Source organism: Neisseria sp. P0021.S007, assembly GCF_051956855.1.
Window position 1 is genome coordinate 1 of record NZ_JBQCXA010001723.1, and the last position, 442, is coordinate 442.

A 442-nucleotide genomic window follows, 5' to 3' on the forward strand; every position below is an offset into this window, starting at 1 on the left:
CAGTCCTGTAATTTTAATTTCGATATCGCCGTCGGGATGTTGGGCATCTTTCAATTTCAGGCCGCTAAGCGTAATCATTTGTTTGGCTAAGTCAATGATTTTAACAGATTCGCCCATATCCAACACGAATACGTCGCCTCCTTTGCCCATTGCGCCCGCTTGAATGACGAGTTGGGCGGCTTCTGGGATGGTCATGAAGTAGCGGGTGATGTCTTGGTGGGTCAGAGTGATGGGGCCGCCTTCGGCGATTTGTTTTTCAAATACCGGCACGACGGAGCCTGAGGAGCCTAAAACGTTGCCAAAGCGTACCATACAGAAGCGGGTATATTGGGTGGGTTCGGCGGCGAGTGCCTGCAGGCAGAGTTCCGCCATACGTTTGCTGGCGCCCATGGTGTTGGTCGGGCGCACGGCTTTGTCGGTTTAGATAAGCACGAAGGTGCTG

1 pseudogene is annotated in these 442 nt (G+C 52.9%); it reads right to left on the reverse strand.

The window, feature by feature from the left end:
* Positions 1 to 442: pseudogene (locus ACTHUR_RS21135) on the reverse strand (polysaccharide biosynthesis protein); the annotation flags it as partial.